Origin of the sequence: Paenibacillus shunpengii (genome assembly GCF_042684905.1) — a bacterium.
Classification (GTDB): domain Bacteria; phylum Bacillota; class Bacilli; order Paenibacillales; family Paenibacillaceae; genus Paenibacillus; species Paenibacillus shunpengii.
In genome coordinates, this window is sequence record NZ_JBHUMJ010000002.1 from 461,705 (window position 1) to 484,391 (window position 22,687).

Annotated in this window: 21 protein-coding genes; 10 read left to right on the forward strand and 11 right to left on the reverse strand. The window is 47.2% G+C overall.

Annotated features, from left to right (window positions below; translation table 11 throughout):
- Positions 1-186: 186 nt before the first annotated feature.
- The 3 genes from ACFSVM_RS01970 to ACFSVM_RS01980 all read left to right on the forward strand — a co-directional run bounded on the left by ACFSVM_RS01970 (position 187) and on the right by ACFSVM_RS01980 (position 2,475).
- A complete protein-coding gene (locus tag ACFSVM_RS01970) occupies positions 187-930 on the forward strand; it encodes an amino acid ABC transporter substrate-binding protein (RefSeq protein WP_090726409.1) in 744 nt (247 codons plus the stop codon).
- 116 nt (positions 931-1,046) lie between these two features.
- A complete protein-coding gene (locus ACFSVM_RS01975) occupies positions 1,047-1,706 on the forward strand; it encodes an amino acid ABC transporter permease (RefSeq protein WP_047913447.1) in 660 nt (219 codons plus the stop codon).
- A gap of 19 nt (positions 1,707-1,725) precedes the next feature.
- On the forward strand, positions 1,726-2,475 hold the full coding sequence (locus ACFSVM_RS01980) for an amino acid ABC transporter ATP-binding protein (RefSeq protein ID WP_081872695.1): 750 nt from the start codon (positions 1,726-1,728) through the stop codon (positions 2,473-2,475).
- A 167-nt stretch (positions 2,476-2,642) separates the two neighbouring features.
- On the opposite strand, the gene ACFSVM_RS01985 is transcribed toward ACFSVM_RS01980, so the two are convergent.
- The 4 genes from ACFSVM_RS01985 to ACFSVM_RS02000 form a co-directional block, all read right to left on the reverse strand.
- Positions 2,643-3,989 (reverse strand): LLM class flavin-dependent oxidoreductase, encoded by a 1,347-nt coding sequence (locus tag ACFSVM_RS01985; protein ID WP_256209837.1) that lies wholly within the window; start codon positions 3,987-3,989, stop codon positions 2,643-2,645.
- Between the two features lie 160 nt (positions 3,990-4,149).
- The gene (locus ACFSVM_RS01990; protein ID WP_047913450.1) at positions 4,150-4,338 is read right to left on the reverse strand and encodes a twin-arginine translocase TatA/TatE family subunit; all 189 of its coding nucleotides are present in this window, start codon (positions 4,336-4,338) and stop codon (positions 4,150-4,152) included.
- A gap of 27 nt (positions 4,339-4,365) precedes the next feature.
- On the reverse strand, positions 4,366-4,947 hold the full coding sequence (locus ACFSVM_RS01995) for a RidA family protein (protein WP_305954036.1): 582 nt from the start codon (positions 4,945-4,947) through the stop codon (positions 4,366-4,368).
- Positions 4,948-5,027: 80 nt separating this feature from the next.
- Positions 5,028-6,626 carry a flavin monoamine oxidase family protein gene (locus ACFSVM_RS02000; RefSeq protein ID WP_379260107.1) on the reverse strand — a complete coding sequence of 533 codons (1,599 nt, stop codon included), beginning with the start codon at positions 6,624-6,626 and terminating at the stop codon, positions 5,028-5,030.
- Positions 6,627-6,940: 314 nt separating this feature from the next.
- Here ACFSVM_RS02000 and ACFSVM_RS02005 point away from each other — a divergent pair, with 314 nt between their 5' ends.
- Together ACFSVM_RS02005 and ACFSVM_RS02010 are read left to right on the forward strand one after the other, a co-directional pair.
- Positions 6,941-7,177 (forward strand): MerR family transcriptional regulator, encoded by a 237-nt coding sequence (locus tag ACFSVM_RS02005; protein WP_379260110.1) that lies wholly within the window; start codon positions 6,941-6,943, stop codon positions 7,175-7,177.
- Positions 7,178-7,309: 132 nt separating this feature from the next.
- Positions 7,310-8,890, forward strand: coding sequence for a sensor histidine kinase (locus ACFSVM_RS02010; RefSeq protein ID WP_379260112.1), 1,581 nt, complete (start codon positions 7,310-7,312; stop codon positions 8,888-8,890).
- Between the two features lie 155 nt (positions 8,891-9,045).
- Here the strand turns inward: ACFSVM_RS02010 and ACFSVM_RS02015 are convergent, their stop codons facing one another.
- Entirely contained in the window at positions 9,046-9,879 is an 834-nt protein-coding gene (locus tag ACFSVM_RS02015) for a 1,4-dihydroxy-6-naphthoate synthase (RefSeq protein WP_379260114.1), read from the reverse strand.
- Between the two features lies 1 nt (position 9,880).
- Positions 9,881-10,528 (reverse strand): futalosine hydrolase, encoded by a 648-nt coding sequence (locus ACFSVM_RS02020; protein ID WP_379260116.1) that lies wholly within the window; start codon positions 10,526-10,528, stop codon positions 9,881-9,883.
- A 212-nt stretch (positions 10,529-10,740) separates the two neighbouring features.
- Here ACFSVM_RS02020 and ACFSVM_RS02025 point away from each other — a divergent pair, with 212 nt between their 5' ends.
- The 4 genes from ACFSVM_RS02025 (at position 10,741) to ACFSVM_RS02040 (ending at position 15,099) form a co-directional block, all read left to right on the forward strand.
- Positions 10,741-11,142 carry a GntR family transcriptional regulator gene (locus ACFSVM_RS02025; protein WP_047913454.1) on the forward strand — a complete coding sequence of 134 codons (402 nt, stop codon included), beginning with the start codon at positions 10,741-10,743 and terminating at the stop codon, positions 11,140-11,142.
- Positions 11,135-12,037, forward strand: a complete 903-nt coding sequence (locus ACFSVM_RS02030) for an ABC transporter ATP-binding protein (protein ID WP_379260118.1) — start codon at positions 11,135-11,137, stop codon at positions 12,035-12,037. Before ACFSVM_RS02025 ends, ACFSVM_RS02030 begins: the two co-directional genes overlap by 8 nt.
- The gene (locus ACFSVM_RS02035) at positions 12,012-14,042 is read left to right on the forward strand and encodes a hypothetical protein (RefSeq protein WP_379260120.1); all 2,031 of its coding nucleotides are present in this window, start codon (positions 12,012-12,014) and stop codon (positions 14,040-14,042) included. The genes ACFSVM_RS02030 and ACFSVM_RS02035 overlap by 26 nt, the downstream gene beginning before the upstream one ends.
- A gap of 190 nt (positions 14,043-14,232) precedes the next feature.
- Positions 14,233-15,099, forward strand: a complete 867-nt coding sequence (locus ACFSVM_RS02040) for a hypothetical protein (protein ID WP_379260122.1) — start codon at positions 14,233-14,235, stop codon at positions 15,097-15,099.
- A 134-nt stretch (positions 15,100-15,233) separates the two neighbouring features.
- Here the strand turns inward: ACFSVM_RS02040 and ACFSVM_RS02045 are convergent, their stop codons facing one another.
- Positions 15,234-17,252, reverse strand: a complete 2,019-nt coding sequence (locus ACFSVM_RS02045; RefSeq protein WP_379260124.1) for a S9 family peptidase — start codon at positions 17,250-17,252, stop codon at positions 15,234-15,236.
- A 234-nt stretch (positions 17,253-17,486) separates the two neighbouring features.
- Complete coding sequence (locus ACFSVM_RS02050) at positions 17,487-18,626, reverse strand: LLM class flavin-dependent oxidoreductase (protein ID WP_379260126.1); 1,140 nt, start codon at positions 18,624-18,626, stop codon at positions 17,487-17,489.
- Positions 18,627-18,810: 184 nt separating this feature from the next.
- On the opposite strand from ACFSVM_RS02050, the gene ACFSVM_RS02055 reads away from it, so the two are divergent.
- Positions 18,811-19,683, forward strand: coding sequence for an AraC family transcriptional regulator (locus ACFSVM_RS02055; RefSeq protein WP_076312141.1), 873 nt, complete (start codon positions 18,811-18,813; stop codon positions 19,681-19,683).
- Between the two features lie 29 nt (positions 19,684-19,712).
- Here ACFSVM_RS02055 and ACFSVM_RS02060 read toward each other — a convergent pair whose 3' ends face one another.
- From ACFSVM_RS02060 to ACFSVM_RS02070, 3 genes are read right to left on the reverse strand one after another with little or no spacing between them, the layout of a single operon-like run.
- On the reverse strand, positions 19,713-20,528 hold the full coding sequence (locus ACFSVM_RS02060) for a carbohydrate ABC transporter permease (protein WP_379260129.1): 816 nt from the start codon (positions 20,526-20,528) through the stop codon (positions 19,713-19,715).
- A gap of 34 nt (positions 20,529-20,562) precedes the next feature.
- Positions 20,563-21,432, reverse strand: coding sequence for a carbohydrate ABC transporter permease (locus ACFSVM_RS02065; RefSeq protein ID WP_379260131.1), 870 nt, complete (start codon positions 21,430-21,432; stop codon positions 20,563-20,565).
- A 2-nt stretch (positions 21,433-21,434) separates the two neighbouring features.
- Positions 21,435-22,682: an ABC transporter substrate-binding protein gene (locus ACFSVM_RS02070; protein ID WP_379260133.1), complete on the reverse strand. Its 1,248-nt coding sequence runs from the start codon at positions 22,680-22,682 to the stop codon at positions 21,435-21,437.
- Between the last annotated feature and the right edge of the window lie 5 nt (positions 22,683-22,687).

The window sequence follows — 22,687 nt, forward strand, 5'->3', positions numbered from 1 at the left end:
GCCCCATTTCAACAGATTTCAACAAATTTCATCAATGCAGTGGCGTAATCTCTCATCCTATGTTATGATGTTTTCATTCTGCTAATATGGTAGCGGACTAAAGCGTTTGGAAATGGATGCAATTTATTCTATATTTAATATACATCTAGTGGAGGGAAACTCGTGAAAAAGTCAGCATGGTTACTTATGATAAGTATGTTCGTTCTTGTATTGAGCGCCTGCTCAACAAGCGGACAAGATGAGAATACACTCGTCATCGGGATTGATGACAAGTTTGCACCGATGGGATTCCGTGATGAGAGTAATAACATTGTCGGATTTGATATTGATTATGCAGCAGCAGCGGCCGAGAAGATGGGCAAGGAAGTAGAGTTCCAGCCGATTGATTGGTCTTCCAAGGAATCGGAGCTAAGCAGCGGACGCATTGATCTGATCTGGAATGGTTATACCATTACTGATGAGCGCAAAGAGAAGGTGCTGTTCACTAAGCCTTATATGTCAAACAGTCAGGTCGCTGTTGTGCTTGCGGATTCACCACTGGCTTCATTGGAAGAGCTTGAAGGTAAGAATATCGGATTGCAGAAGCTCTCTTCTGCATCGGATGCGCTGAGTGCACACCCGATTAACGAGAAGGTTGGTACGGTATCCGAGTTCCCGGATAATGTACTTGCTCTAAGTGATCTGAAGAGCGGCAGATTGGATGCTGTTATTATAGACGAGGTCGTTGCAAAGTATTACATGTCTCTAGAAGAAGGGACTTACAAGCTGCTGGATGAATCACTGGCTCCTGAAGAATACGGAATCGGTGTGAAAAAAGGAAACGAAGCGCTTCTGAATGAGCTGCAAAGTGCTCTTGACGAGCTGAGTGAAGATGGAACAGCGGCCAGCATCTCCGAGAAATGGTTTGGAGAGGACAAAGTATTAAACTAGGCAATAATAAAAAGATAATATGCTGGAAACCGGGTGATGGTTTTATCCCGGTTTCTTTTACTTCAATGAATGGAATCATGAATCCATAATCCGGATTGTAGGAGTCGAAGATAACGATGAGTTTAGAATATTTGTGGAGTATTACGCTGCCCATGCTGGAAGGGGCAAGAACGACCGTGCTGTTATTTTTTACAGCCATTATATTATCTATACCGCTCGGCTTTGGCATTACTTTAATGGCAAACAGCCGATTTAAGCCGGTGTCCGCAATTGCGCACAGCTATATTTACGTCATGCGCGGCACGCCGCTGCTGCTTCAGCTGCTGTTCTTCTGTTACGGCCTGCCGATGCTTCCGGTGGTCGGAGAGTATCTGGTACTGGATCGCGGCGTTGCGGCCGGAATTGCCTTTGTACTGAATTACGCTGCTTATTTTGCAGAGATCTTCAGAGGCGGGCTGCTGTCGATTGATAAAGGTCAGTATGAAGCTTCACAGGTGCTTGGCTTAAGCAAATGGCAGACAATGATCAGAGTTATTCTGCCCCAGATGATTCGAGTGGTGCTTCCCTCCACAGCGAATGAATCTATAACCCTGGTCAAGGACACCGCGCTTCTCTATGCCGTTGCTGTTCCCGAGGTATTGCACTTTGCACAGACAGCAGTCAATCGGGATGCAACCATTATGCCTTTTGCCGTGGCAGCTGTTGTTTACCTGTTAATGACGCTTGTACTTACTCTCTTCTTTAAAGCGCTGGAGAAGCGGTTTCGGTTTGAATAAACTTTAAAAGGAATGTCGCGTGATGACCAATATGATAGAAGTCGTGAATCTGCAAAAATCGTTTGGAGATTTGCAGGTATTAAAAAAAGTGGATTTTGATGTAAAGCCAGGCGAAGTTATCGCAGTGATCGGGCCGTCAGGCTCAGGCAAGAGTACAATGCTTCGCAGCCTGGTTAACCTCGAATCGGTGAATGGCGGAACGATACGCATCGGGGGAGAGTCACTCGTGAGCGAAGGCAAATATGTGAGTGCACCTGAAATCAAAAGAATTACTTCCCGAATGGGAATGGTATTTCAGCACTTCAATCTGTTTCCGCATCTCACGGTTCAAGGAAATCTGGAGCTTGCTCCCAAAATGGTCAAGAAGGAGAATGCAGCGGCCATTAAACCGCGGGTGGCAGACCTGCTCGCTAAGGTCGGTTTATCGGATAAAGCGAATGTGTATCCGGCTAGCCTGTCCGGTGGTCAGAAGCAGCGTGTTGCCATCGCTCGGGCACTCATGATGAATCCCGAGATTCTCCTGTTCGATGAGCCGACATCGGCGCTTGATCCTGAGCTTACGGGAGAAGTACTGCGGGTTATCCGCAAGCTGGCCGATGAGAACATGACCATGATCATCGTTACGCATGAGATGAATTTTGCGAGAGATGTTGCGGACCGTGTTATATTCATGGATCAAGGTGAGATTGCCGAGGCGGGTACACCCGAGCAGATCTTCGGGAATCCACAGCTTGAACGGACGAAGGCATTTCTTATGCGTAGTGAGTAGCTTGCTGTAAGCCGTGTGATATGAACCAGGATATTGCATAATTCGGTTGATTAAGTGGAGTTATTAGCAAAATCTCTGAAACAGTAAATAACCTTTGCTCTGGCGAGCAAAGGTTATTTTTGTATGGGAGGGATACTAGGGGAACGTGAAGAGGTTAACGCATCCTATTAAGAATGCTGAAGAGGCTGTTTTGTACTTCTTGAAACGGGTCTTCTCAGACCTAAATGCTCCCGTAGTGTGCTTCCTGTATACTCTTTCCGAAATAAATCTCTACGCTGCAGCTCCGGTATGACGAGATCGACAAAGTCGGTTAAGCCTCCAGGCAGATACGGGGCCATGACGTTAAATCCGTCAGCGGCCCCCCCTTTGAACCAAGCTTCCAGCTGATCTGCAATCTGAACGGGCGTTCCCTTGATGCTCCAATGTCCGCGTGCACCTGCGATGTGCTGGTACAACTGGCGGATCGTGTAGCCTTCGCGGTCAGCGATGTCTTTGAGAAGTAGGAAGCGGCTCTTCTGACCATTGATTTGCGAGAGATCAGGTAGTTCAGGCAAGGGACCATCTACAGGATAAGGGGAGAGGTCGTAGCTGATCAGACCTGATAACAGTGCTACACCGACCGTAGGATGAATCAGCTCTTTCAGTTTGGCTTCGAGTTCATCAGCCTCTTCTTCGGTTCTTCCGATGATAGGGAACACGCCCGGCATGATTTTTACATCCTCGGCCGTTCTGCCATAGTGCTGCAGCCGGCCTTTTACATCTGTGTAAAACTGCTTCGCTTCATCAAATGTCTGCCAGGCGGTAAAGATCGCCTCCGCGTACTGTGCGGCAAAATCCCGGCCAGATTCCGAAGCTCCGGCTTGAATGATGACAGGGTTGCCCTGCGGAGGGCGGGAGATATTCAGCGGTCCCTGCACCTGAAACCATTCTCCCTTGTGATCGAGGGCGCGGATCTTATCAGGAGCGGAGAACACGCCCGATTCTTTATCCTTAACAACCGCATCGTCATCCCAGGTATCCCACAATCCGGATACGACATCTAAAAATTCTTTGGCACGATCATATCTTAGCTCATGGAGCAAATGATTCTCTTTCCCAAAGTTCAGCGCTTCAATTTCACTGCCGGAGGTCACCACATTCCAGCCTGCCCGGCCATTGCTGAGATGATCCAGGGAGGCAAACTTGCGGGCAACATGGTAAGGCTCGTTGTAGGTGGTGGAGACGGTGGCTGCCAGTCCAATACGATCTGTAACTGCAGAGAGAGCAGATAGTAAGGTCAGCGGCTCAAATGTTGCATTCACCGCCCGGCCTTCTATTGATTTATTTCCTTTTGCGGCAAGACTGTCTGCCAGAAACACCATATCGAATTTACCCCGCTCTGCGGTTTGAGCAAGCTCCTTGTAGAACGATAAGTTCAGCACACCATTCACATCTGCATCGGGATGGCGCCATGCAGCCACATGATGACCTGGAACCATCAGAAAGGCACCTAGCTTCATTTCTCTCTTGGACATACTTTGCCTCCTCCTGACAACCAAAAAAAACCGAAGATCAGACTCTTTCCTAAATAGAAAAGAATGATCTCCGGCTGTCCGGTTGAATGTAGTATATTCCGACTGGAATAGTTATAAATTTATTAAAAGCATAATAACATAGGAATCCAAAATTTAGCAACTACTTTTTGTTCGGTGACGATTCATCCTCATCCTTACTATCACCGACGAGATCACGAGCCGAAGATTTGAACTCGAACAAGGTCCGACCTACGGCGCGTCCAAGCTCAGGCAATCTGGAAGGTCCGAATAAGATCAGGACCAATACCAGAATCATAATGATTCCGGTTATTCCTATATTCTGGAACATAAGATGTCCTCCTCATGTAGTAATTGATTATTTTTTGGGAAATACAGCGACAGCCTCAATTTCGATCAGCCAATCAGAGCTTACGAGACTGGCCACACCAACAGTGGAGCGAGCGGGCTTGACTGGATTTTTTTCGTTGTTAAAAAATTCGCCATAAGCTTCATTCCAGCCTGCATAATCGAATATGCCTTCCTTCGCGGCGTCCGCCGTCAAGTAGGCGCGGAGATAGACAACATCCTTCATAGAGAGACCCTGATCCTTAAGCTGCTTCTCAATGGATGCCAGAACACCGGCCGCCTGAGTCTTGGTATCTCCGTATCGTTCATAGATGGTCTTGCCTTCCTTATTCAGTACGGGAGGCACCGTGCCGCTCGTGTACAGATAGGCAGACCCTTCCGGCACTACGACACCGCCCGAGATACTCGAGCTGGGATTACCGTAGAAGACAGGACTACTGCCTGGTACTGAGACCTGTGCTGGAGCGGGCTCAGGCACCGATACGGTTCCCTGAACTTCGATAGGGGCTTTATCTGCTGCATAAGCGGTTGCACTTAAGCTTGCCATGAGTATAGCTGCGAGCGTTAGACTTTTTATTTTTTTGTTCATCATAAACTTCTGCCTCCTCTGGACATTCATATACCTGGAACAAAATGCACTATTGATGATAACTGGGGGCTATCCCGTATGAATTAAGCCTTCATGACACGTTGATGAATATCTTTGACGACGGCTCTTGCGGAATCAATTGCACCAGCCTGCCAAGCGACGATATGGCTGATATGATCTCCTGCAAGATAGATTCGGTTGTCCGGCTGGCAGAGGGTCTTATACATTCCTGCACGCTCCTCGGCGTTATAGGATACCCAGGCACCTTCTTGATATTTAATTTTTTTCCAGTCAATGGAGAAGGAATTCTCGAATTCTGTCTTGTATTGAGGATGGATCTTGGCACCTTGATTCAGTGCGTGACGCTCCCGTTCTATGTAGCTCATATTGCCCAGCTTGTCCGCATTTGCTCCGGTTGCATAATAGCCGAGCAGGATGCCCTTCTTGCCAAAGTAGTCTGTAGGAGGATAGTAGATTTGGGTGATGTCCATATTAGTCAGGCTGTTACCGCCGAAGAGCAGCTCATCCTCTTCCCAGAACCTGCGTTTGAATTGCAGGCCGATCTTACCCGCAGATGCGTATCTTGCATTCTGTATTGCACTCTTCATGGAGGAAGAGAAATCAGATGGAATATTTCGAAGAACGGAAAGGGGGATCGTACAGATACAATAGTCTCCGGTAATTTCCTGTTCCTTTTTGTTCTGTGTGAAGCGAACCCGCACGCCATCAGCGGATTGACGAATCTCGGTAACAGGAGCATTCAGCTTGACCCGGTTGCCAAGGTGCTTCTCAAATCCCTTCACGATCATATCCATACCGCCGACAGGATGGAACATCATCATTTGCTGGTCATAACCATATTCATTGCTGAAATAATTACCGAATCCGGATTGAAGGATGGCTTTGAGATCAAACGGATCTCTGACAACGCCTGCATCCATACGGCTGCCCGGCTCTTCCTTATATCCGCCGCGGGAGGAGCCGCGGTAGAATAGGTCTGCATTCAAATCACCTTCCCGCCGGAGATATTCAACCAGCTTTTCTTTTTCCTCCGGGGTTATAGGGAGATCAAGTGCAGACTGATTGACAGCCTTGGCGAGCATTTCGGAGACATAACCGCGCACATCGGCTTTGGCTGCTCGTTTGGTAATTTTTTGTCCAGAGAGTGCCCCCACATTCTCATTGTAATAATAGCCGCTGTCGTTCACATTGTTGAAGGGCTCAATCGGGATATTAAACTCTCTGCAATATTCGAGAGTGGAATGAAACTGGGGAATCCGCATTGGACCTGCATTGAAATACAGGTCGCTGCCGAATTGGGAGTATTGACGCGCTCCTCCGATTTCCTGATTCGTGGTTCCTTTGCGAATGCTCCAATTCCGGCCGCCCGCAAAAGGTTTGGCTTCCAGCACTGTACACTGATACCCGGCTTTGCCAAGCTCATAGGCCGCGGTTAATCCCGCTATGCCGGCACCCAGGATAATAATCTTCTTGCCGTTTCGGTTGCTCAGCGCCAGATCGTTCTTCCCGGGAGGCGTATAATCCTGAGCTTTCATCGTTTCTGGAGAGAGAAGGCCCAAGTTGCCCATTAGACTGAAGACGGCAAGAGAACCCCCGACTTTGCCAACTGTCGATAGGAATTGTCTTCTCGTCATGTCTTGAGGCTGTTCCGCATTACTCATTCTATACTTCATCTCCTTTGTGCGTATTAAGAACCTTTGTGGAGAAGATATTAGCAGACAATGAGCTTTGTTGTCTCAAAGTTTGTGAGGAAATCTAACACACTTTTTTATTTAAGAAAATATAATCGATCAAATTCTTATCGATTTTGCTTCAATCTATTGAATTTTGTTCGGAAAATCCTTAAAATTGTTGCCATAACGATAGTTACTATCATCGACAGCTGAATACCCTGCTAAATCTGTTCATCAAACATAGTTTCAGGAGGAGATACTCCAGTATTATGGTAAGTAATCTAACATTAGGGGTGTTTGTGATGAATGATCAAATTATGAGTATTGGTATGGTGAAAGAATTAACAGGGTTGTCGGAGAGACAAATTCGTTACTATGAGGAGAAGCAGCTTGTCTTTCCAGCACGAACGAAAGGGGGAAGCCGAAGATATTCTTTTGAGGATGTAAAGAAAATACAAGAAATTCATCGCAAGCTGAAGGAGGGATATAATACCTACGAGCTTAAGATCAAGAGCAGGCGGCAGAGCAACGTGATTTAACATTCCGGCAAGATTACAGATTTTCCAGCCGCTTTTTGCCACTATTCGACAACAATCTTCACATTCATGGTATATAATGCACTTATCTATACTGCTATATTTGAAAACAGTCATAGGGGAGTGCAAAAACGATTGTTAATCCATCGACTCAAGTTGATTTTCTTTCCGATTAGCTGCTTGCTTATCATTATCGCATCATCTATTTTGGGTCAGAGCACGCAACGTTTGTGTGCCATGATTGTCGTGGGCATTCTGCTATTGTTATCCGTTACATTAGATCATAAGTATCCGCGTTTTCTCTGGATTCAGCTGATTCTGCTCGGTATTTTTCAATATGCCACTCAGCTGAACTGGTGTGTACTGCTGTACTACATTATGATCATGACGATTTTTGATAAGAAACAATCTTACAAGAAAACTTTGCCTGTCTCTGTACTGCTGATTCTGCAGTATACGATTATTCGTTTAAGTTATGTTCCAATCAGTTCGTATAGTATTCTTGTTACAATTTTTGACTTCTTAACCTTGATATTTATTGTTTTTCTCTTTCATTATGTCATTCGTGCCGAAACAGAGAAGCAGGTCCTTCGCGATAAGAATGACTATCTTACTACCCACGATCCACTAACCGGCCTTCTCAACTACCTTGGTTATATGAACCAAATACAAGCCTTGATATCCAAAAAAGTTCCTTTTTATTTAATACTGCTGGATTTGCAAAATTTCAAATCTTACAATCATGATGGATTGGAGAGCGGAAATGAGGCGCTCATTAACCTGGGCAAGGCTCTTATCTCCACTTTCCCTAATGCGTATGGTGTTTCCAGATATGCAGGAGACCGCTATGCCTTACTGCTGCCCACTGAATATTATATGCCGGATCATATCGGTGCTTTGCTGGAACTGGATTCACTCGGTTACCAGGTGTCGTACAGTATCGTGTCCCATCCTGAGGAGAGTGAAGATCATAATCAGCTCATTATGAAGGCAGAGGACAAGCTGTTTCAGATGAGGCGGGAGCAGTGGCTTCAGCGGGAGGAGGACTTGTTCAGATCGGAGAAGATGAAGGTTGTCGGTGAACTGGCGGCAGGGATGGCTCACGAGGTTCGTAATCCGCTTACTGCGATTCGTGGATTTGTGCAGCTGTCCAAGATTCAGTCCTACAATATTAAGCCCTGGTATGAGGTTATTATGAGTGAAATTACGAGAGTAACTGAACTGACCGCCGAATTTCTTCAGTTCTCTAAGCCTCATGCCAGCAATATGAGGTCGGAATCGCTGACGGTATGTATTGAAAGGGTTATTTCCTTGTCTGAGTCAGATGCGATATCACGAGGGCATCAGCTTACTTTGGAGATCGAGGACGATTCGATGTACATCTACATGGATCGAGACAAGATTGTTCAAGTGCTGCTTAATCTTGTGCGCAACGCTCTTGAGGCGATGGAGACTCCAGGTGAAGTGAAGATTAGAGTGAGCCGGGCTGATAATAAAGCCGTCATCCAGATTCAAGACACCGGAATAGGAATCGCTCCTGACCAGCTTCAGCAGATCTTCAATCCCTTCTATACGACGAAGGAGGATGGAACTGGACTTGGTCTGTCTCTCTGTCAGAAGATTGCTCAGGATCACAAAGGCTCCATTACGGTTCATAGTGTGTTGGGAGAGGGTTCGACGTTTCGATTAATATTGCCTGTATTGTTAACGGATTAATCAAGGCGGCTGCTCCTGATCATCTATTACAAATAAGAAAGAAGCCTGACGGGAATAACCGTACAGGCTTCTTCTTGCTGTGCTCGATTTGGATGCAGCTATAAGTTATATGCTGAGCTCCAGGTGTAGAACAACCGATCAGGTGTTGATATTATTTAGCTTCTCAATTTCTCAAAATCAATTTCTGGTACGAGCCCTTCTGCCGCAGCACGGCCCAAGAGAGCTTCAATCGCACCGAAGCCTTCCTCACCCAGATCTCTGGTGAATTCATTGACATAGAGATTGATATGCCGCTGTGCAACTTCAGGATCCATTTCTTGTGCATGAGAAAGAATATAGGGTCTGGATTGCTCGGGATACTTCCAGCCATAATCAACGGAAGCTTGAATCCAGGAAGTGATCTCAGCAGGATCAAGATTGCGGCGGGCAACGATGGCACCGAGCGGAATCGGAAGACCGGTATCCGCTTCCCACCATGTACCCATATCGGCCATTAATGTGAGACCGTATGACGGGTACGTGAATCTGGCTTCATGAATGACGAGTCCTGCATCAATCTTGCCATCGCGAACGGCAGGCATGATCTGATCAAACGACATTACAACAATTTCGCCAATGCCGCCAGGTACGTTCTGGGCAGCCCACAGTCGGAATAGTAGATAGGCGGTAGAGCGCTCGCTTGGCACAGCAATTCTTTTTCCAGCGAGAGATTCCGGCTTGATATTCTGATCAGCTGTCAATACCAATGGACCGTTGCCTCTGCCAAGGGCACCACCGCATGGAATAAGACGATATTCATCAGAGAGCCACGGCAGTGCGGCATAAGAGATTTTGAGGATATCGTAGTCGCTCGGCTTCGTAACCAGTGTATTCGTCACATCAATATCTGCATATGTAACTGTGAAATCCGGTGTATTCGGGATCTGCCCATGGATTAGGGCGTGAAAGACAAAAGTGTCATTGGGACACGGTGAGTAAACAATGTTCATATTACAAGACCTCCGATAGTTTCTGGCTGGCTGTTGTTAAAGCCTGCAGTGCTTCTGGAATACGCCACGCATCCCGGTTACGCGGACCTACGGTGTTAGAAATGGCTCTGATTTCGAGTACGGGTACATTCATATAGCTTGCCGCAGCGGCGACACCATACCCTTCCATGGATTCTGCGTATGCCTCAGGAATACGTCTTAACAATTCCTCGGCGGTTTGAGCCGTTCCGGTTGTAGTCGATACCGTAATGATGGGGCCGCAGTGGACAGGTGTATCTGTTGATGTCTGCAGGGCGGATAGAATGGATTGAATCGCTTCGGGATTGGCGGTTACTCGTGATGTACCGAACCCGAGCTCGTCCACACTGCGGAATCCTTCTGCTGTCTCGGAGCCTAGATCGGCTTGTATTATTTCTGTAGAAATAACGATGTCTCCGAGTTCGGCACGCCCCGGGAAGCCGCCGCCAATTCCTGCATTAATGACCAGCTTGTACGAATTAGAAGCCAGTGCTGCTGCGGTTGCTGCCGCGGCGGACGCAGGTCCGGCTCCTCCTGCAATGACGTGATAATGCTCCGGGACTTTCAGGCCGTCCTCTATAGCCTTCCGCTCTGCCTCAACGGCCGTGACGATCAAGATTCGAGATGACATGATGCAGCTCAGCTCCTTCTGGTGACGTAGAGTCAGATGTGTAATGCGATTTAATTATATCATTTTTAAGAAAGTGACATATCAAAGTGTTTATTGACAGTATCATGAATAACTGTATTATAAGTAATAGTACAGTTAATTCAGTGCTGTGCATTTTCTTATGTACTCTTCATGTTAACATTGGCGTTGATCACTTATGAAGGAGGTATCCGATGTTTGAACTGGACGTGCGCAGCCGTAAACCGATATATGAGCAGTTAATTGAACGAATTAAGGAGTTGATCATGATGGAAATGCTGAAGCCAGATGAGCAGCTGCCCTCTGTAAGACATTTGTCAGCTGAGCTTACCGTGAATCCGAATACGATTCAGAAGGCTTACCGTGAGCTGGAGCGGGACGGATATATTTATTCTTTGCAGGGCAAGGGAAGTTTTGTTGCTAAGGTAGAGCACAGACCTCTTGATCAGAGAAAACAGGAATTGAAGCTGGAGATACATAAGCTGCTTACTGAAGCGGTCTATCTGGGAATGACGGAAGGTGAAATCAGGGAGATCTATCAGAAGGCACAGCAGGATCGTCATTTGGATCGGGTAGAGGGGGAAGAACATGATTGAAGTATCGGGTGTAACGAAAGTATTTGAGACAGAGGCAGCGGTGAATCATCTGTCCCTTACTGTTCGGAAGGGCTCGATATTCGGCCTCTTGGGATCGAACGGAGCAGGAAAGACGACGCTGTTAAAAACAATGGCAGGAATCTATAAGCCTGACAAGGGAAGTGTGACCATTGACGGCGCACCCGTTTATGAGAACACACAATTAAAAAGCCGGATCATTTTTATGTCCGATATTCCTTACTTCTTCCCTCATACTTCGATTCGCCAAATGGCTGCCTTTTACAAGCGAATGTATCCCGGGTGGAATGAAGAACGATTTCGTCAGCTGGAATTGGTGTTCAAGCTGGACCTTACGCGGAAGCTGTACAGAATGTCTAAGGGGATGCAGCGCCAGGCTGCTTTTATGCTGGCTCTTAGCTGTATGCCGGATGTATTGCTGCTGGATGAACCTATCGATGGGCTTGACCCGGTCATGCGTAAGATGATCAAGAATTTATTGTTTCAGGAGGCAGCTGAACGAGAGCTGACAGTCGTTATTTCTTCTCATAATCTAAGAGAAATCGAGGATATGTGCGACCATATCGGGATCATGCATAACGGAGTGCTCATGGTTGAGAAGGATCTGGATGATCTGAAGGCCGATACCCACAAGATTCAGGTAGCCTTCCGAGATGACCGTCATGAGGAGACTCTGTCCAGCCATGTTCGCATACTTCATGGAGAGAAGCGGGGAAGTGTGGAAATTTATATCGTGAAAGGCAATGAGCAGGAAGTGAAGGACGCATTCAAGGCATTTAATCCTTACTTGATTGATATGCTACCGCTGACGCTGGAAGAGATCTTTATCTATGAAATGGAGGACGTGGGCTATGACATCCATCCGATTATTCTTTAACCGAGGAGTAATTCTCCAAGACTTGAGGCAGCATGGATGGATTGGGATATTGTATTTGCTTGCTTTGTCCTTTTTGCTGCCGATTGTTATGATGCTGCAGTCTATGACCGATCAACAAAGCAGAGAGATTAATTCTTTGTTTGATGTTTCAGGTGGTCTGACGCTTAATCTGCTGCTGATTTTCCCCATCTTTACTGTAACCTTTATTTTTCGATACTTGCATCGTAAGGCACCGTCCGATTTATACCACAGCTTGCCGATTACACGAAACCAGCTGCTTACTTCTCATCTGTTCAGTGCACTGATTCTATTACTAATACCTGTGTGGGTGGTAGCTGTTATAACCGCATTAATACGTCCGCTTGCAAGCTATCACTATATATATGAACTGTCCATTGTGTGGGAGTGGGCGTTGATGTCTACCGCAATTACTTTATTTTTGTGTGGACTCACGCTCCTGCTTGCAGTAAGTCTTGGACAAACGATCCTCCAGCTGATTGTAACCTATGGTCTGCTCCTGACCCCGGCTTGGCTGCTTGTGCTGGGTATTATACATCTGGACCGATATCTGTTCGGCTTCTCTAGAGAATATTATGAAAGGGGATATAGCACTGGATTTGAAGCAGATACCATTTCACCTTTCCTCAGGCTGACGGGTCTGTCGAGTCAACCCTTCGGCTTGCGGGAGCTTCTTATTTACTTGCTGCTAGGCGTCGTATTTATTATAATTAGTTATTTTTTATATCGAAAAAGAGATACGGCCGCCTCAGGAGGAGCTATTATCTTTCCATTTATGACACTGCTGTTTCGTCTGCTGGTCATGCTGTTTATTTCCTTGGCATTGGGGGCCTATCTGTTTGAGGCCAATAGATATGGCAACGGAGTTTCAATCTTCGGGTATATGATCGGTGGTATTCTAGGGTATCTTATTGCTGAGATGGTCGTCCGTAAGACTTGGCTCATATGGAGCAAACGCACACTCGCAAGCTCCATAGGTTATGGTATATTGCTACTGCTGCTGCTATATCTGCCTGTATCCAATATAGATGGCTTTGAAGCTCGTGTCCCTAAGGCGACGGACGTCAAAGGTGTTGCTGTATCTAATCAATTCAATAACCTTATTGATATGGATATGGTAAATCAAATGCAGATCCCCGCGAAGCTGACCAGCGAGAGCTTCAGTCATAATCCTGCCTATATTGAAGCGGTCATTCAGCTGCATCAAGATCTTGTTGCCCAATATGAGGCAGGTGGGATTACTCCTGTACAGGCTTCAGACCATTCAAGAAATTTAATCATTGCTTACGAGCTAGAGAGTGGGAACAAATGGGTCCGTGAGTATGCTCTGCAAGAAGGTCAGCTGGAGGACAGTCTGAGAAAGGTCATGGAGCATGAAGAGTACAAGAAGCAGTATGTTCTGAAAGGTCTGACTGATGAAGATACATTCAGAGCAACCATTTCAAGTTACGGTACTGATAAAAGAGTTGTCATTACGGATCCGGCAGACCTTCAGGAATTCAAGCAGATCTTACTTAAAGAAATTATGAACATGAGCTATGAGGAACAGCTTGAGATGGGGAACAGCTGGGCTTACATTGACCTCTCGAGTCCTAATCTACCTTACGGCAACTATCGGAGCATAGATTGGAGCAAATCCTATGAGGAGCTGGAAGCCTGGATGGAAGAGAAGGGTCTTGCCGATCAAGCGAGGATAACTCCTTCCGATATCCGTGAGATGACGATTACGAGAAACATTGCGAACACTGGGTTCACTGGAAACGCCGATGATCTGGAATTGGAGAATAAATACTACGAACATATGGCGCAGCTATCTGGAGAAGCGAAAGTGACCGAGGAGGAAAGTCTATGGGATGTTCTGAAGAACAAAACTTTCTTTACTGTACATTCTGATGACGATCTGGATACCCCATATCTCGTAAAGATGAAGCTGAATTCAGGTGAAGTATTAATTGAAGGTATGGAGCATTATCCAGTGGGTATGTAGAGCGTGCTGCTTGACGCTAGATGGAAAATAAAGTATATATGAATAGATCCGATTTGAATATGAACGGCTTATGAGGAAGAACCCGTAAGAACAGGCAGGATGCCTATTCTTGCGGGTTTTTTGTGTTTATGAGTTTTTATTTAAGTGGATCAGAGAAAACAATCGAAGTGAGAAGGGAGAATGAACGAACGTGAACAAGTCTAGTGAGATTCAAACATCAGGGATTAGGAAGGGGAGCGTGCTAAGTACATGGTGGAAAAAAGGCGGGCTGCTACTCGCATCCATCGGCCTAGCGATGACGCTAACTGTACCTTCAGCTCTTGCGGCAGGGTTTGAATTGTCCATTACGGGGAAGAAGATGCTGGATCAAACCGTATCGTCATCGGGCACGACCATGTCATCCGAGCTCCGTAAGCAGGAGAGCAGGCTGAAGACCCTCCATCAGCAGGATCAATCCCTTGATCAGCAGATCCGGGCGATCTATTATGCGAATAAGGAATTAGAAACCAGACTGCTCGAACGACTCAGACAGCATGAAGCTGCACAAATTGAAAAATTAACACAGGACGTGGCGAACACGAAGAAACGGTATGAACCACTGTTTACACTCTATTCATCCCTGAACAAGGAGTTGACCCTTGTAAGAAAGCTAAAGAACAAGAATCTGATTGCTGCGGTAAAGTCACAGGTAGATTCGACCAAAGTTGCGGTTACACTCGCAAAGGAAGAGATCAAGCGTAAACAGGACAAGTTGACCGCGGCAAAAAAGGTGAGAGACGCCGAAGTTAAGAAGGTAAGGACAGCACTTGCCCAGAAAAATCCGGTCCAGGTACAGATTAGAGCGGCCAAGAGCAATATATCTGCAGCGAAGAAACGATTTACAGAGGAAATGAAAAATTTTAATCTGGTGGTGAAGAGGAAGGAGGGTACAGCGGTTCTGTCATCGATTACAGCATTATGTACCATTGCAGAGGACATTGTAAGACAAAAGGAAGAACAGTATAAACTGGAGTCGAAGGTGAAGCAGGTAGTCACAGGAGCGGGCAAGCTGCTCTAATACTCCTCGTATCGATTCTATATTGAAGCTGAAGCAAGGCTGCACGTCATTCATCATCATTCATGAAGAAGTGGTGACGATGTGCAGCCTTGCCTCACGAGTATTCTTTAGAGGTTTGAAGTTAGATCGCGAGCTTATTTGTGCTCGTCAAACCAGCGGACAATATGATTCAAGCGTTTGACACGCAGACCTGGATGTCCGCCGCGTGACAGCTCATGGCTGGATTTGGGGAACCGAATGAACTGTGTCTTCTTGCCAAGCCGTTTCAGTGCAATGAAGAGCTGCTCTGCCTGCTCGATCGGACACCGATGATCCTCTTCTCCGTGAAGAATCAGAAGTGGAGTCTCCACTTGTTCGACATACGCCAGGGGAGAGTGCTTCCACAATAGCTCGGTATTCTTCCATACGTCACCGCCAATTTGATCCTCTGTGAAGAAGAATCCGATGTCGCTGACGCCGTAGAAGGAGATCCAGTTGGAGATGGAGCGCTGTGTAACTGCTGCTTTGAATCGGTTCGTATGCCCTACAATCCAGTTGGTCATAAATCCGCCATAGCTGCCACCTGTTACGAAGAGCTGAGATTCATCCACAAAATCGTACTTAGTCAATGCATAGTCTATAGCTTCCATGAGATCTGCGTAATCTCTGCCGCCATAATCTCCACGCACGGCATTAACGAATTCCTGGCTGTATCCGTGGCCGCCGCGTGGATTCGTATAGATGACCGCATAGCCTCTAGCTGCCAGCAGCTGAAATTCCAGCATGAACGTAAATCCATACATGGCATGCGGACCGCCATGAATTTCGAGCACGGTCGGGATTTTTGTACCGCTTGGAATTCCTGCGGGCTTCATCACCCAGCCTTGAATAGGTTGCCCGTCCGATGCCTTATAGTAGAATTCTTCTGGCTGAATGAGTTCGAATTCTTGGAGGAAGGCCTCATTGTGCTGTGTAAGTCTGCTCTCAAGCTGTGATTCGGTATCGAGGAGGAACAGATCTCCCGGCTGAGCTGGATCAGCAGCAGCAAGGATGAATTTCTCGTCAGCGAACTTCTCAAATTGATATATGTCTCGCTGGCCCTGCGAGATCCATTCGTAGCCAGAACCATCTGCTGCGATCTTTGCCAGATGTACGCCGCCCTCACGCGAGACAAGACTGTACACCGATTGACCATCCTGACTGAACACAGGTCCGTTAGAACGAGTGCCGGATCGCATGTCGGTTACCATGGAGTTGCTGAGCTGGATATCATACGCTTTCGTTACGGACAGCCATTCACCATCCTGAACAGGACGAATGAACAGATTCACTTGGGTCGCGTTATGATGAGAACGATCACTTCCGAAGATGGCAAGCTTCTCGCCATCCGGAGAGTAGCTGACAGCATATACAGACCATTCGGAAGAGGTGAGCTTCCGCCGCTTCTCTCCACTAGAGTTGATGACGTAGACGTCGGTAATCAAACTGAGATCCGGGTCTGAATCATCCTCTGGTATTTTTGCAACGAAGGCAATATTCTCTCCATCCGGTGACCAGCAGAAATCTCCGATGTCATAGTCTCCACCTGTTAACGGAGCTGCGGCGGCTTTGGACCCTAATTGCTGTATGTATAGATGCGTTCTGCGTCCGTTCCAGCGTCCTGTCCCGTCGGCTTTATAACGAATTCGATCAATGATTTCTTCTTCCAGCGGCTTCTTGGAATCTGCTGTTTCTTTCCTTGCTTCTTTTGATTCATTCGAATCTGTCTCAGCGCCTGACTGTGGTTCAACTTGCGTACGGAACAACAGCTGGCTGCTGTCCGGTGACCACGCAAACCCGCTTACGCCATGCTCAGCATGGGTAACGATCTGCGCCTCACCGCCATTAGCAGGGATAACCCAGACCTGTGGCTTGTTTTGATGGTTACGTATAAAAGCAAGCTTCCCTCCATCGGGGGACCATATCGGCTGACGATCCTGTTCACCGCTTGTAAATGAGATATCCTCATGACTGCCCAGCTCTACCATCCGGATATGAGAGCTATATCCGTCACGATCCTTGTTAACGGTCTTGGATACATAAGCCACACGTTCTCCATTGGGAGAAACAGAAGGATCGCTTGTCCAGACGAATCGATACAGATCTTCTGCTGTAATGCCTCGTTTATCACTCATACCTATAATCCTCCTAAATCGAAGTCGTTGGAAAGTATTGTCGTTCTTTACTATCATATCTCAATAAATTGAGTGATCACAATGTAACTTTAAATGATAGATAAGAAGGAAGGAGGGGAAATATCGATGGGCTTGGAGAATTAATGTGCCTGGAGAACCGATGTGCTAATTAAATTCTGCCGGTGCAGCAGCAAAAGAGCCTAATCCCTTATCGAGATTAGGCTCCACACACATTTATACACTGACTGTAATGGAACGGTCAGCCAGCTTTTTCTTAACTAAAGGCATCAATAGACGACCTGAAATTTCGGCTTCTTCCAAATGTGGATATCCGGAGAGAATGAAGGAGCTGACACCCGCATCCACAAATTCCAGCAGTCTGTCTGACACCTGCTCTGGTGTTCCGACGAAGGCTACGGCGCCGCCGCCGCGGACGGCAGATAAGCCTGACCATAGGTTAGGTCCGATAATATAGTCCTGCTCCTTCGATTGCTCATACAGATCCATCTGGCGTTTCTGGTTCGTCGCATCTGTCTTGGCATGAAGCTTCTCCTGATTCTTCAGTTGATCGGGTTCGACCTTGCTCAGAATATTCCAGGCGGCTGCCCAAGCTTCTTCCTCTGTCTCACGCACGACAAGCTGAGCTCTAATTCCGTATCGAAGCGTGCGTTCGACACCTGTGTTGTCTTTCAGTTCCGCAAGATGCTGCTCCATCTCGGCGATTTGTCCTTGAATCCATTCCAGCGGCTCGGCCCACATCAAGTAGACATCCGCGCTCTCCGCTGCAACCTTCTTGCCTGAAACGGAGCTTCCTCCAAAGTATAGGGGCGGGTGCGGATTCTGCACAGGAGCGGGCTTGCTTACACCGCCTTCAACCGAGTAATGCTTGCCTTCATAATCAAATCCTTCTCCGCTGCCATCTTCGCCCCAGACACCTTTAACGACATCCAAAAATTCCTTCGTCCGCTCATAACGTTCGTCGTGGCTTCCATGAAGCGGGTCGCCGGTTGCCTTGAGATCCTGAGGATAGTGGCCAGTAACAACATTGATGAGCGCACGGCCGCCGGACATTTGATCCAGAGTGGAGGCCATACGGGCTGCAAGCACAGGTGAGATAAGCCCTGGACGCATGGCAATAAGCGGCTTCAGCTTGGTGGTATGAGCCGCGACCCAAGAGCCGACGATCCATCCATCCCAGCAATCTCCTCCGGCAGGAATGAGTGTGAACTCGTACCCTGCTTTCTCTGCGGCTTGTGCCACCTGTACGAAATATTCCTGGGAAGGCTTGCGCTCGAGTAGGGTACCAATATATCTTCCATCCCCATTCGTGGGAATAAACCAACCAAACTCTACGGATTGTGCTGCTGTGCTCATTATCATGCACTCCTTTCAAGGTATGCTTGCAATATTGTCAATCACTCTATATATTTGGTATAAAAATAATTACAACTAATACGGTAGGAATAGTACAGTAATTAGTTTAACAACCTTGAACGAATTGAACCATATCAATAGAAGGGAATAAGATTTATCATTTTGTGGGTATCGGAGGGGTTAGATGTTTACAAATATGAAGGAAGACGTTCACGAATTTCTGGAGATTCATTTTTTTAATCCCTCTGCTTATGAGAAGGGGAGTGCTGCATGGCCCATCCGTTTAGGGGCTAATGCTGCCAAACCAGCCTATCGTATTGGACCAAGGGTAACGCCATACTACTACCTGCTGATGGTGCTTGAAGGCGAGGGGACGTTCATTCAGAGCGGTAAGACCTACTCGCTTCGCCCGGGGGACTTGTTCTGTCTCTTTCCTCAAGTTACACACGAATATTACACCGCAGAGGACAAGACGTTACGGAAAATCTTTTTTGCCTTTGACGGAAAGCACGCGCTGTCCTTGCTTGCAAGAGCAGGTCTTGGGCCGTCAAGACCCCATTTGCAGGGAGGACTGAATGATGAAGCCGTTGAGATCATGAAGTCGTGGTTCGATCACTGCCGAATGGAGCTGACCGATTTATCGCGGCTGACCTATCTCCAGAAGGTATTTGATGCACTTGCTGTGAATGAATCGAGTCTGGCTGAGACGTCGGAAGAGCCTTCTTGGGTCCAGCAGGGTAAAGAGTATTTGGAAATTCATTACGCTGGAGGCATTACCATCAAGAGTGTAGCTGATTATGTTGGCGTTGAGCGCACACATTTTACTAAAACATTCCACAAAACGTATGGTATTTCTCCGATGAAATATATGCAGGAGCTGCGGATGAATGAGGCGAAGCTGCTTCTCACAGGTACAAACTATAAGCTCGGTGAAATTGCCCAATCTGTGGGATATCCTGATCTGTTCTCCTTCTCCAAAGCGTTCAAGAGCTATGAGGGCATCTCACCAGCCAAATACCGTGAAAAACACACAAAAGGACAAGCTCTGAGGGGATAACCCTTGACTTGTCCTTTTGTGTGTTTTATTTAACCTTTGAGAGAGCCGGCCGTCACCCCTGAGATGAAGAACCGCTGCAGGAACAAGAACATGACCAGCATAGGCAGAGATATGATGACTACGCCTGACAAGAGTCCTGGATAATTCGTAGAATACTCACCCTGGAACTGCAGCAGCGCCAGCGGGAGGGTCATCTTCGATTGATCCGTAATCAGCAGGAGCGGGAACAGCAACTCGTTCCATACCGAGACGAACAAGAAAGTAGCCGTCGCTGCTAGATAAGGGACCGAGAGCGGCATCGCAATCTGGAGATACATGCGTGACTCTCCAGCTCCATCGATACTGGCGGACTCAAACACCTCTCTAGGCAAGGATTTCATGAAGCCGTTGATCATGAACACAGAGAGCGGCATAAGAACCGATACGGAGACGAGGATGAGACCGATTCGGCTGTTCGTCAGCCCCAGATCCCGCAGGAAGGAGTGTATCGGAATCATGTTGACCTGTGAAGGCACCATGAGACCAATGACGAACAGGAGCAATATTGTTTGTGATAATTTATTCTTAAGACGGTACAGTCCGAACGAGATCATGCTTGCAAGAACAAGCAGCACAGCGACTGTCGAGAACGAGACGATGACACTGTTGCTGAAATACATCAGCATCGGCTGGCTTTGAAATAAATGAATATAATTATCCAGCGAGAAGGAGGAAGGCACTCCGATCGGATTCATATAGAATTGCTGCTGGTCCTTCATCGTTGCCATGACGACAACAAGCAGCGGAAGCAAAATAATAATCGCGTATAGCGTGAGCAGCAGCTTGCCGAGCGTACGAGCAAACAAGGGATACACTCCTCCTTTCACATGCTAGGCTTTGTTATACAGCACGGTCTGAGCGAATGGCTTTGAACTGCAAGAAAGTGACCAGTGCAATAATAGCTAGGAAATAAATCGACGCTGCCGAAGCATGCCCGAAGTTGTAATTTTGATAAGCCGAAGAATAAATATACGTCGATAAGATCTCGGTAGAGTAAGCCGGACCCCCGCGGGTCATGACATATATCAGATCAAACGCCTTAAATGATTGAATCGTTGTGTAGGCGATGACCAGTGTAGCTGCCGGTGCGAGCAAAGGCCAGGTGACGAATCGGAATATTTGCCAGCGGTTGCCGCCGTCTAGTCTGGCCGCTTCATTAATTTCTTCCGGAATTCCGTGCAGACCGGCCACGAACAGAATAACCATCTGACCAATATGGGCCCAGGCCTGGATGCCTGCAACGGAATAAATCGCGATGGACGGATCACCCAGCCAGTTGTTAGCAAGGAAGGACAAGCCAATGCGATTCAGTACCTCATTGAGCAGCCCCAGATTTGGATCATAAATGTAAGTTCCAATAAATCCTACTGCCGCTGACGACAGAATCGTCGGGAAGAAATACAGTGCCCGCAGGCCGATGTTGGCTTTGGAATTACGGACGAGCAGTAGCGATAACACCAGTGATACAAGCGTCTGCACAATGACCACACTGAACATAAACTTTAGATTGTTGCTGATGGCTTTGTGAAAGATCGTATTTTCCGCGACATTGACATAGTTGCTGAGCCCTACAAAGTTCATCGTATCCGACATGCCATCCCAATCTGTGAAGGAGTAGTAGAGTCCCTGCAGGGTGGGATAAATAAAGAACACGAGGTACAAGAGCAGGCCGGGTACGAAAAACCAGTAAATTGATTTGCGTACACCCATAATTACAGGTTCAGCTGCTGGTCAACAATGGCTTGGGCATTCTCAGCAGCCTTCTCCGGTGTAATTCCTGACATCACTTCCTGAATCGAGCTGGTTACCGCTTTTTGAATCTCGATATTGGTAATGAGGTAACGAGGCTGGAAACGAGTGTTCTTTGTACTCCAGTCACTAATGGCTGTCAGAGCTGGCGATGTATATTCAATATCCTTGACAGGGACATCCTGCTCGGTTTCGTTAGCTACCTTGCCCGCAGCTTCTGCTGTACTTAAGAATTCAAGGAATTTCTTCGCTTCCTCTGGATGCTTCGATTTACTGTTTATGCCCAGCATGAACGTTGTTGTATGAATGCCTTCGAATGTCGCTTCGTCAGCAGGCACTGTGATCGGTGCAAGCAGGTTCAGATCTAATTCGGGGTTACCCGCGAGAATGGCAGACATGGAATAGGAGCCTGTTGCAATCATGGCTGCTTTTTCCTGAGCCATTAGGGCGATCGCACCATCCGTGTTCGTACCCAGCGCACCTTCCTGGAAGTAACCCTTGTCATTTAACTCCTTAAACTGAGCAAGCGTCTTAACCCACCATTCATCTGTCAGCTTCGCTTCTCCAGACTCCAGCTTGGCAAAGATTTCTTCGTCCGGTGCATTATTCATCATCATCGGGTTCATGAATTGACCGGGACCGATATCTGCGCCGGGGAATGCAATCGGGATAATTCCCTCGCTCTTCAGCTTCTCGCAGAGGGCGAGGAAGCCTTCCCAGTCGGTTGGCGGCGTCAGACCATATTGTTCAAAGAGTCCATCATTATATACCGGCACATTGTAGATCAGATTGTAGGGCAATGCATATTGCTTGCCATCTTTGGCACCCGATTCAATAAGATCCGGCTTGTAGTTATCGACGAAGGCCTCACCGGTCAGATCCGTATATAGACCAGCCCTCAGAATAGATTCGAACTGGGCTCCCGGGAAGGATGCGAACACATCGCCGACCGATCCATCCATGAGCTTAGCTTGGGCCGTCGTTTGATACTGCTCGGAAGGGAAGGTTTGCATGGTCACGTCAATATTAGGATTCTCCGTTTCGAATTCACTGATAAGCTCGTTCCATACAGCTGCTTCGCTGTTCCAATGAATAAAGCTGATCTTTACTTTACCGCCTTCAGAGCTGCCGCTGTGGCTTCCGCATGCGCTGACAACCAGAGACAAAGCCAGGGTAATTATAGCCATCGTGGAACGTTTTTTCTTTTTCATGAATA

Excerpts from the sequence above, each read along its gene's own strand:
- ACFSVM_RS02070 (WP_379260133.1), bottom strand. The coding sequence starts at position 22,682 with ATGAAAAAGAAAAAACGTTCCACGATGGCTATAATTACCCTGGCTTTG.
- ACFSVM_RS02030 (WP_379260118.1), top strand. The coding sequence starts at position 11,135 with ATGATTGAAGTATCGGGTGTAACGAAAGTATTTGAGACAGAGGCAGCG.
- ACFSVM_RS02005 (WP_379260110.1), top strand. The coding sequence starts at position 6,941 with ATGAATGATCAAATTATGAGTATTGGTATGGTGAAAGAATTAACAGGG.
- ACFSVM_RS01970 (WP_090726409.1), top strand. The coding sequence starts at position 187 with ATGATAAGTATGTTCGTTCTTGTATTGAGCGCCTGCTCAACAAGCGGA.
- ACFSVM_RS02055 (WP_076312141.1), top strand. The coding sequence starts at position 18,811 with ATGTTTACAAATATGAAGGAAGACGTTCACGAATTTCTGGAGATTCAT.
- ACFSVM_RS01985 (WP_256209837.1), bottom strand. The coding sequence starts at position 3,989 with ATGTCCAAGAGAGAAATGAAGCTAGGTGCCTTTCTGATGGTTCCAGGT.
- ACFSVM_RS01975 (WP_047913447.1), top strand. The coding sequence starts at position 1,047 with ATGAGTTTAGAATATTTGTGGAGTATTACGCTGCCCATGCTGGAAGGG.
- ACFSVM_RS02050 (WP_379260126.1), bottom strand. The coding sequence starts at position 18,626 with ATGAGCACAGCAGCACAATCCGTAGAGTTTGGTTGGTTTATTCCCACG.
- ACFSVM_RS02065 (WP_379260131.1), bottom strand. The coding sequence starts at position 21,432 with ATGGGTGTACGCAAATCAATTTACTGGTTTTTCGTACCCGGCCTGCTC.
- ACFSVM_RS01990 (WP_047913450.1), bottom strand. The coding sequence starts at position 4,338 with ATGTTCCAGAATATAGGAATAACCGGAATCATTATGATTCTGGTATTG.
- ACFSVM_RS02000 (WP_379260107.1), bottom strand. The coding sequence starts at position 6,626 with ATGAGTAATGCGGAACAGCCTCAAGACATGACGAGAAGACAATTCCTA.
- ACFSVM_RS02015 (WP_379260114.1), bottom strand. The coding sequence starts at position 9,879 with ATGAACATTGTTTACTCACCGTGTCCCAATGACACTTTTGTCTTTCAC.
- ACFSVM_RS01995 (WP_305954036.1), bottom strand. The coding sequence starts at position 4,947 with ATGATGAACAAAAAAATAAAAAGTCTAACGCTCGCAGCTATACTCATG.
- ACFSVM_RS02035 (WP_379260120.1), top strand. The coding sequence starts at position 12,012 with ATGACATCCATCCGATTATTCTTTAACCGAGGAGTAATTCTCCAAGAC.
- ACFSVM_RS02045 (WP_379260124.1), bottom strand. The coding sequence starts at position 17,252 with ATGAGTGATAAACGAGGCATTACAGCAGAAGATCTGTATCGATTCGTC.
- ACFSVM_RS02025 (WP_047913454.1), top strand. The coding sequence starts at position 10,741 with ATGTTTGAACTGGACGTGCGCAGCCGTAAACCGATATATGAGCAGTTA.
- ACFSVM_RS02020 (WP_379260116.1), bottom strand. The coding sequence starts at position 10,528 with ATGTCATCTCGAATCTTGATCGTCACGGCCGTTGAGGCAGAGCGGAAG.